Annotated in this window: 6 protein-coding genes; 1 reads left to right on the plus strand and 5 read right to left on the minus strand. The window is 35.1% G+C overall.

Going from position 1 to position 8,218, the window contains the following annotated elements; translation table 11 throughout:
* The 4 genes from H8707_RS10020 to H8707_RS10035 form a co-directional block, all read right to left on the minus strand.
* Positions 1–932, minus strand: a 932-nt coding sequence (locus H8707_RS10020; RefSeq protein ID WP_262430006.1) for an N-acyl-D-amino-acid deacylase family protein, incomplete at its 3' end; no start/stop codon positions are given.
* A gap of 84 nt (positions 933–1,016) precedes the next feature.
* Positions 1,017–1,814 (minus strand): M55 family metallopeptidase, encoded by a 798-nt coding sequence (locus tag H8707_RS10025; protein WP_262430007.1) that lies wholly within the window; start codon positions 1,812–1,814, stop codon positions 1,017–1,019.
* A 14-nt stretch (positions 1,815–1,828) separates the two neighbouring features.
* A complete protein-coding gene (locus H8707_RS10030) occupies positions 1,829–2,857 on the minus strand; it encodes a DmpA family aminopeptidase (RefSeq protein ID WP_262430008.1) in 1,029 nt (342 codons plus the stop codon).
* A gap of 17 nt (positions 2,858–2,874) precedes the next feature.
* Positions 2,875–4,263 (minus strand): APC family permease, encoded by a 1,389-nt coding sequence (locus H8707_RS10035; RefSeq protein WP_262430009.1) that lies wholly within the window; start codon positions 4,261–4,263, stop codon positions 2,875–2,877.
* 363 nt (positions 4,264–4,626) lie between these two features.
* Here H8707_RS10035 and H8707_RS10040 point away from each other — a divergent pair, with 363 nt between their 5' ends.
* Positions 4,627–6,099 (plus strand): serine hydrolase, encoded by a 1,473-nt coding sequence (locus H8707_RS10040; RefSeq protein WP_262430010.1) that lies wholly within the window; start codon positions 4,627–4,629, stop codon positions 6,097–6,099.
* On the opposite strand, the gene H8707_RS10045 is transcribed toward H8707_RS10040, so the two are convergent.
* Complete coding sequence (locus tag H8707_RS10045; protein ID WP_262430011.1) at positions 6,086–8,125, minus strand: sigma-54 interaction domain-containing protein; 2,040 nt, start codon at positions 8,123–8,125, stop codon at positions 6,086–6,088. The genes H8707_RS10040 and H8707_RS10045 overlap by 14 nt on opposite strands.
* Positions 8,126–8,218 lie beyond the last annotated feature (93 nt).

Genomic DNA, 8,218 nt, shown 5'->3' on the forward strand with positions numbered 1-8,218 from the left:
CTTTGAAGCATTTTCTCCATTCCCCCTTCAAAGCCCCAAAGAGGAACATTGCTATCCATGGTTGTGGAGGATGCGTTGTATGGATATTGATCAACTGTAACGTCATATCCCTCCCGCCTTGCCTTTTCAATCATTGCAACAGTTGTTTTGCAGTCAAGCTCCCAATGAGTTTTCCTTGTAACTTTATGATGGGATATTTCCAGAGGCACCCCTGAGCGTTTGCAAACCTCGAGAGCCTCCTTCACAGCCTCCACAGTCTTTGTGGCCTCATCACGCATATGAGTGGCATAAAATCCGCTATAACTCTTCAATTCCTTAACCAGTTCTGTCATTTCATCCACATCAGAGAAACATCCAGGAGGATAAATCAGTCCGCTAGACATACCATATGCTCCGTCGTCCATGGCCTGCCTCAATAATTGAATCATTTCTTTCATTTCAATTTCATTGGGTTTTCGGTCTTCAAATCCCATGACAGCCAGCCTTATGGTACCATGACCTATCAATGTTCCAAAATTAGTACTTGTGCCTTCACTTTCCAGTCTTCCCAAATACTCTGAAAGCCTTTTCCAATTATATTCCAAATGTCCAGCATAATCCTTGAGCAACTTTACTTTGTCAGGATTTACTGGTGCAGGGGAGATTCCACAATTTCCACCTATTTCTGTTGTAATCCCTTGCAAAATTCTACTTTCCGCTAGTGGGTAATCAAACAAAGTACTGTCACTGTGACAATGGATATCTATAAATCCCGGAACAAGGTACCGATCCTCAGCATCTACGGTTTCTTTCGAATCAGTTCCTTCAAGAATTCCAATTCTTTCTATTCTACCATCATTTATTCCCACATCTCCTCGAAACCAAGGTGCATTTGTACCATCAATAATTCTGGCATTTTTAATAATTAAATCGTACACATAACCATTTTTCATTATAAAGCGCTTCCTTATAATCATTCTACTTTCTTATACAATACAAATATTTGTCATAACAGGTAGTAAAAAATCAAAAAGCTTCTATATTCCGGTCATGAACATATGTGCAACACTTAATTCCCAAGGTGTTTTTGCTATATATTCCACCATATTACTGTCTATTTGTTTTGCTCCTGGATACCACGATGCTCTTCTGGCATTTTGATGCTCTTTGAAATTAATAACCATATTATATTCTTTTTCAATTGGCATTAATCCAATTTCAGCTTCCAATGCTTTTTTGACGGCTTTTTCAATTTTTTCTATAGCTTCTTTTGGGTGAATATTCCATGCAGCATTACCAATTCCTTTCTTTGTAGCTACAGTTACAATTTCAGGGTGACTTTTTTTCGCAAGCTGGCATATACCGGCGTCTCCTGAAATAAAAACAGAAGGAACATTGTGAGCTGTTGCCCAAAGTGCATTTAATAAAAACTCCGAAGCTAATTCTCCATTGATTTTTATCCAGTTGAATAAATCATGTTCAATAGTATGGGCGAGGGAACTTGTATCACTTCCTTCCGGAGAATGATACCCAATGTAAATAGCTGCATCAAAGCTTTCATCTAAACCACCCATCATGGATGCCGGAGAGGTCATCCAGCCTCGGATTAGCTGCACACCTTCAGGTAGTTGTCCTATATCTATATTTAAAGCATCTTCGTGTCCATCTTTAACAACAACTTCGTAACCAAGTTTCATAGCTGCTCTGCATGCTGCTGCAACCTCTAGAGTCATTTGCTTACAAGCAGATTCATAGCCTTGACCTCCATACCTTGTTTCACACCAACTGGTAACACCAGTCACACCCTCTATATCGGCACTAATAAATACTTTCATTTTTACCTCCCATTCTATAAAAATTCTTTTAAAGCAAATACTTCCTTACCCCTGATGCCCTTTACAGTTCCAGCATGATAAATTGAACTAATTACTGCTTCTTCTACCACTTCTGCAGTTGCTTCAAAAACTTTGTCTATGGCATCATCATAAAACATCTTGGTTTCAATGATATTTTTTTCACTGTAATGCGGTATTATATTAGTGTTAGAAAAAGCAATTGCAATGTCTCCACTGCCGTTTCCAATGAATGAACCAGTCCTACTCAAAGCTACGGTGGCTCGTTTTGCTACCCGCTTTAATTGTCTTTCATTGAGCGGTATATCTGTTGCTATGATTATAATAACTGATCCCTTTTCAGCTATGCTTCTAGGTACTGTTTGCTCAGTATCAATTCTTCTGCCATCTATCATCAAATTTCCCGGCATTCCAAAATTAGACATCAAAATTGCTCCAATAGTATATTCTTTATCATCGCAGGATACAATCCTTGAAGCCGATCCAATTCCGCCTTTTACGCCTAGACAACACATTCCGGTACCTGCCCCTACTGCACCTTCTTCAAATACATCAGCACAATTTTCCAATGCTTGTAATACATTCTCTTCTGTAACGTGCATCCCTCTGATGTCGTTTAATTCACCGTCATTACATTCTGTAACAACGCAATTTACTGTGCCCGTAGTCGTTCCTATGTCCTCGTTATCCTTTAGCATATATTTCGTTAATGCATTAATAGCTGTGCCTACTCCAAATGTATTTGTCATTATAATCGGTGTTTCAATGGTTCCTAATTCTTCAATCTGAATCAGACCAACACTTTTCCCAAATCCATTTATTATTGAAGTTCCAGCTAATACTTTGTTCCTGAAAATATTTCCTGTATGGGGTAAAATAGCTGTGACTCCTGTATGAATGTCCTTTTCTTCATTTGTTAAAGTTATATGCCCTACTTTCACATTGGGAACATCTGTAATTAGGTTTCTTTCACCTTTTTTAAATTTACTACGAATATTTACTTCACAGTTTCTAGGTAAACCCATTTCTTAAGCCTCCTTATTTATAATGCATTTTTTTCTGCTTTTAGCTTCCTATCAAATATAAAATAAACAACTACTCCAATAGCCGGTACTACTAACCCAATTAAAGCTGTAATAGGATCTTCCATTAAACTATTAATCATCAATCCTGTAAACAGGGCAATACAAATAATGACTGTAACAGGATATCCCCAGGCTTTATAAGGTCGTTCAAGATTTGGAAATTTCTTTCTGTATACAATAACAGCCACTACTCCTAATACATTGAATAGCATTCCGGTAAATACTACTAGAGAGGTTAATTGGTCTAAATTTCTTAAAAGAACTAACACAATTGCAATAACCGCCTGACCAATTAATGATGTCGTAGGAACGTTGTATTTAGGATGTAGTTGTCCATAACTCTTAAAAAAATGACCTTCTTTTGCCATAGCATAATAGTTACGGGGAAAAGCAATAATCATCCCGTTTAGAGAACTAAACATGGCAATGATCATGGTTGTAAGCACCAAACTTCCACCTATGCTGCCGAAGATACTTTTTGCAGCTTCTGTTCCTAGGTATAAATTTCCGCCTTCAATCATGTTTACAATTTGTTCATGTGGAATAACCTTGTATATTGCAAAATTGAATAAAGTATAAATCAAGGTGATAGCCCCTATACCAATCAATAACGCTTTTGGCAAATTCTTCGCTGGATCTTTCATCTCTTCAGCAAGAGAATTTAAGTTAGTCCAACCTTCATATGCCCATAGGGTGGCCACTGTAGCAAATGCAATCATACCAATTATTTCACTAAAACTAACGTTCCCACTTCCGGCGGGGATAAAACTTAAATCAGGACTTTCCTTACCGAACAGAAGTGCCCCAAATATAATTAAAAAAATAGGAATTAATTTTGCAATCATTGAGATATTCTGCAATATTTTCCCTTGTTTAATTCCTAGTGAATTATATGCCGTCAATCCAACAATTAATGCTATAGCTATTACTTTTATTGCAAAATCTGACAATGAAAAGTATCCTCTCAATGCAGTTGGTAGTGCAATGGCCACTGCTGAAATTGATCCTGCACCACTGAGCAGCCAACTTGTGAAGCCAAACATATAGCCTACAATGGGGTGATAAGCTTCATCTAAATAAACAACCAACCCCCCTGATTTAGGACAAGATGCTCCTAATTCTGCAAAGCATAGCCCTCCAAGCAGGGATACGATTCCTCCAATTATCCAGCATAGCAAAGACAATCCCATACTCATTTGAGTTCGTTCCAATACATATGAGCCTAAATAAAAAATTCCTGAACCAATCATAATTCCACCAATGATGCTCACGCCATCAAAAACGCCGATTTCACTTTTAAATCCAGTTTCTTTAGCCGCTGTTTCCAGATTTTCTTTTGGATTCATATTTCTTCCTCCTTAAATATTATTATAATTTATGATGCTATACTTCATATTTTAAATATTGCAAAAATAATGCCAATTTAAAAATCGTTGAAAAGCTGTGAAATCTATAAATTGGATATTAAAAAAGGCTTTTTAATCCTAATTAAACCTATTTAGACCTATTTTATATAAAATTATATGTAAAGTTAATACGGTGTTTTTTGATCAAGCACATGATTGTGATTCTCTGTCATTTTATATGATAACAGAGTATTTAATATATAGGATAATATATGCCTTTATCTTTGTCACCTTTTCTTTTTTAATGGTATAATAATTGCAATACTTTAACATTATTAAAATCCGTATAGGAGGTATTAATATATGAAGAATATCGACGAACAGTTCATTAAAAGGGAAATGGACTTCTGGAATGTGCCAGGATTATCTTTGAGCATTGTAAAAAAAGGCCATGAGCCTTATATTAAATCCTTTGGTTGGAGAGACAAAGAAAACCAACTGGGGGTAACGGACACTACTCTTTTTGGTATAGCTTCCTGTTCAAAGGCCATGACTTCTGCTGTAATTGCCATTTTGATAGCTGAAGGTAAATTGGATTATGATGTCCCCATTATAAATTACATTCCCGATTTTGCAATGATGGATGAAGACGCAACTAAGAGAATGACACTCCGAGATATGCTGTGCCACAGAACAGGTCTTGGCGGACATGATGCTATATGGCCTGTACCAAAAACGTTGAAAGAATTCTCTCAACTCTTTTCACATCTTCAACCTAACTCCCCTTTTAGAAGCAAACCTCAATACAGCAATATCATCTACGCTGTAATAGGCTATATTGCAGAAACCGTAACTGGACAATCATGGCCTGACTTAATGAAAAATTATTTATTTAATCCATTAAATATGACTCTAGCCAATTGCCAAGCAAAGGAGATGGCAGATTTTAGAAATTTTGCTCATCCATATCAGGTATTGGACGGTAAGCTTACTAAACTTCCTGTCTGGAATGTGGATGTTGTCGCTCCAGCTGCATCCGTTAACTGTACGGCAATAGATATGAGTAAATGGCTGACCTTCCTTATCAATAAAGGACGAACGAGCAATGGAATTCAGCTGATTCCAGAGGATATTTTTAAAACTATGATCACTAAACAAGTGGATTTCGAAGATTATTTTGAGTCTGATTCGGAATTATATGCTACAGATGGATACGCAATGGGATGGAAAACAGGTAAATACAGGGGAAAATCAATTTGTAGACACACAGGAAAAATCGAAGGATATAGCTGTATACAAGCCTTTATGCCAGATGATGATTTAGGAATCTCAATTATGATGAACTTACATTCCCCTACCGTTGCTATTATGCATACGATTCTTTACAGCACCATAGATTCTCTGTTGAATCTCCCTAGGATTAACTGGACATACAAATTCAGAGATGACAAAAAACCCACAGCGGAAGACTATAAAGATTGTCACGTTGATGTCTTTCATTCTATTTATCCGGATGCTATTCCAAACGAAATGCCATCTCACAAGCTTATGAAATCATATATGGCACACTCATATGAAGGCATATATTATAATTCTGGATATGGTTTTATGAAAATAGTATCTCAAGACGATAAATTATATATGAAATACCGAGACATGTTTTTACTTATAAAACCTTATTGGTCGGGTAATTTCCGAGTTGATAATGTAAAGGAGGATATATTGACCATGTCCATTCCATTGAACTTTATTTGCAATGAGGAACAGAAAAGCATCGGTCTAAGAATTCGTTTTGAGCCTTTGATTGACGACATCGTATTTTTTAAAAAAAATTAGTTCCCATTTGTTTCATAAATTGGATACCTTTTTTCGTAATCTGTGTACCACAACGGCCACGCTTTATGGATATAAGACCTTGAGTTTCAAGATTGGATAATATTGTTCGCAATTTGGCGTCACTAATTTTAATACCCTGCATATTCAAATTTCCAATTATTGCACTGCGCCCTATTCCATGATAAGCTTGAGTATTTTCATATATTTCTGTTAAAATCTTATGAATAACATCATGTACGTCAACAGGTATTCGTTCGTCAACATTATTTTTACCTTTAACAGAACCTACTGATTCAAAAGGATCAGTAGCTGTTCTGTTTTTTATTTCATACAAATATTCAGGAAATTTCCAAAGTGTTTTATAATACAAAGCAGCACTTTGAAGTTGCCTGATGTTTCCTGGCCATTGGTATTCTACTAACAATTTTTCCTCACCTTTAGTAACATTATTGTAATCTTTACCGAGAAAAATTTTTAATAAAGGTAAAATGTCATCTTTCCTTTGTCTTAATGGTTTTAAAAATATAGGAATCACGTTTAATCTATAAAACAAATCCGCACGAAATTTCCCTTTTTGCACAGTTTCTTCTAATTTTGAATTGGTAGCTGCAACAATTCTAATATCCACATCAATTACCTTATCGCTACCTATTCGCATGATTTGTTTTTCCTGAATCGCTCGTAGTAGCCTCGTTTGTAGATTGGGTGAAATATCTCCTATCTCATCTAAAAATAAAGTCCCAGTATCTGCTTGTTCGAAAAACCCTAGCTTCCCATTTTTTTGAGCTCCTGTAAAAGAACCCCCTTCATAGCCAAACAATTCACTTTCAAGTAGTGTCTCAGGTATGGCTGCACAATTCACAGCAACAAAAGGTGCATTTCTTCTATTAGAATAATTATGTATAGCTTGCGCTATCAATTCCTTTCCAGTGCCTGTTTCTCCCCTTATTAAAATTGTATAATCTGTTTTAGCTACCTTCTTTGAAGCATCAATACATTCTGCCATAGAATCAGATTTGAAAACAATATCCTGAAAAGTATGTTTAGCAATTAGTCCCTTCTTTACATTATAATTTTTAAGATTGTTTTTTATGTCATGTAATGTCTTTTCACTATCCAAATTTAATAAATAACCTATTTTTTCACCCCCCAGTCTTATAGTGGTTTTTTTAAATATATAGTTCCCATCTGCTAAAACTAAAGGATAATTTATTAAATCTTTACCTTTAATAAGCTCATTATCAATATATTCAAATTGAGTATTCATATTTAAATCAAATATGGAATTTGCCTTATCATTGGAATAAACCACTTTAAGGCTTTCGTTCAACATAACGATGGCTGTTAAAGAAGTGTCCACCACACTATTTAACAATTTTCCCTTAAGATAACTGTTATAATAATTATCATGATAGTCAGTATTCGGTTCTATGATTGTGTGTAAATGCCTGATTATATTTCTGTTTATAACGTCATTATCAAGATTAAGTTTTCTCATCAATTTGAGCAATGTTTCAAAACTTATTTCCCTGTATCCTATATTAACAACCCTCTTAATCGTTTTAGGAACTAAATTTTCTTCATTAGGTGTAATAGCATATTCTATCTCATTGTATTTCCCACTAGCTGCCAATTTATTATTATATGGAATTAAATTTAAATGGCTGATACCAAGTTCATAAATTGTATAGGTAGTTTGTATAGCAGTCTTATAGGTATCATTTACAATAAGTACTTTAGTATCTTTGGGAATCTCAAGCATATCGTGTAAAAATTCTTTTCTTATGCTTCTTCCGAGTAATATGACCTTATAAAAATTTGATATGTGGTTTCTAAGTTTGTAAATCATGTCCTCATAAACTAGAAGATATGCATCTGCTTCAATTTGTTCATTGGGTAGCAGTTCACCAATAAAATAACTTCTTATCTCTATATACCCCTCAAATATATGATATAAGGTATTTTCCAAATAAGAGATAACTTCTTGATTTTCTCTGTTTTTATAGATAAATGCAACCTTTTTCATTGCCATGACCCTCCGATTCAATCAAGCTTTCTTCAATTTTTTACCACTAAATTCAATCACTTTAGCAGCTAATACCTTCATAGGATCAACGTA

Source organism: Paratissierella segnis, assembly GCF_014385195.1.
Taxonomy (GTDB): Bacteria; Bacillota; Clostridia; order Tissierellales; family Tissierellaceae; genus Paratissierella; species Paratissierella segnis.

Coding starts and splice junctions, on each gene's coding strand:
- H8707_RS10045 (WP_262430011.1), bottom strand. CDS start 8,125: ATGAAAAAGGTTGCATTTATCTATAAAAACAGAGAAAATCAAGAAGTT.
- H8707_RS10025 (WP_262430007.1), bottom strand. CDS start 1,814: ATGAAAGTATTTATTAGTGCCGATATAGAGGGTGTGACTGGTGTTACC.
- H8707_RS10030 (WP_262430008.1), bottom strand. CDS start 2,857: ATGGGTTTACCTAGAAACTGTGAAGTAAATATTCGTAGTAAATTTAAA.
- H8707_RS10040 (WP_262430010.1), top strand. CDS start 4,627: ATGAAGAATATCGACGAACAGTTCATTAAAAGGGAAATGGACTTCTGG.
- H8707_RS10035 (WP_262430009.1), bottom strand. CDS start 4,263: ATGAATCCAAAAGAAAATCTGGAAACAGCGGCTAAAGAAACTGGATTT.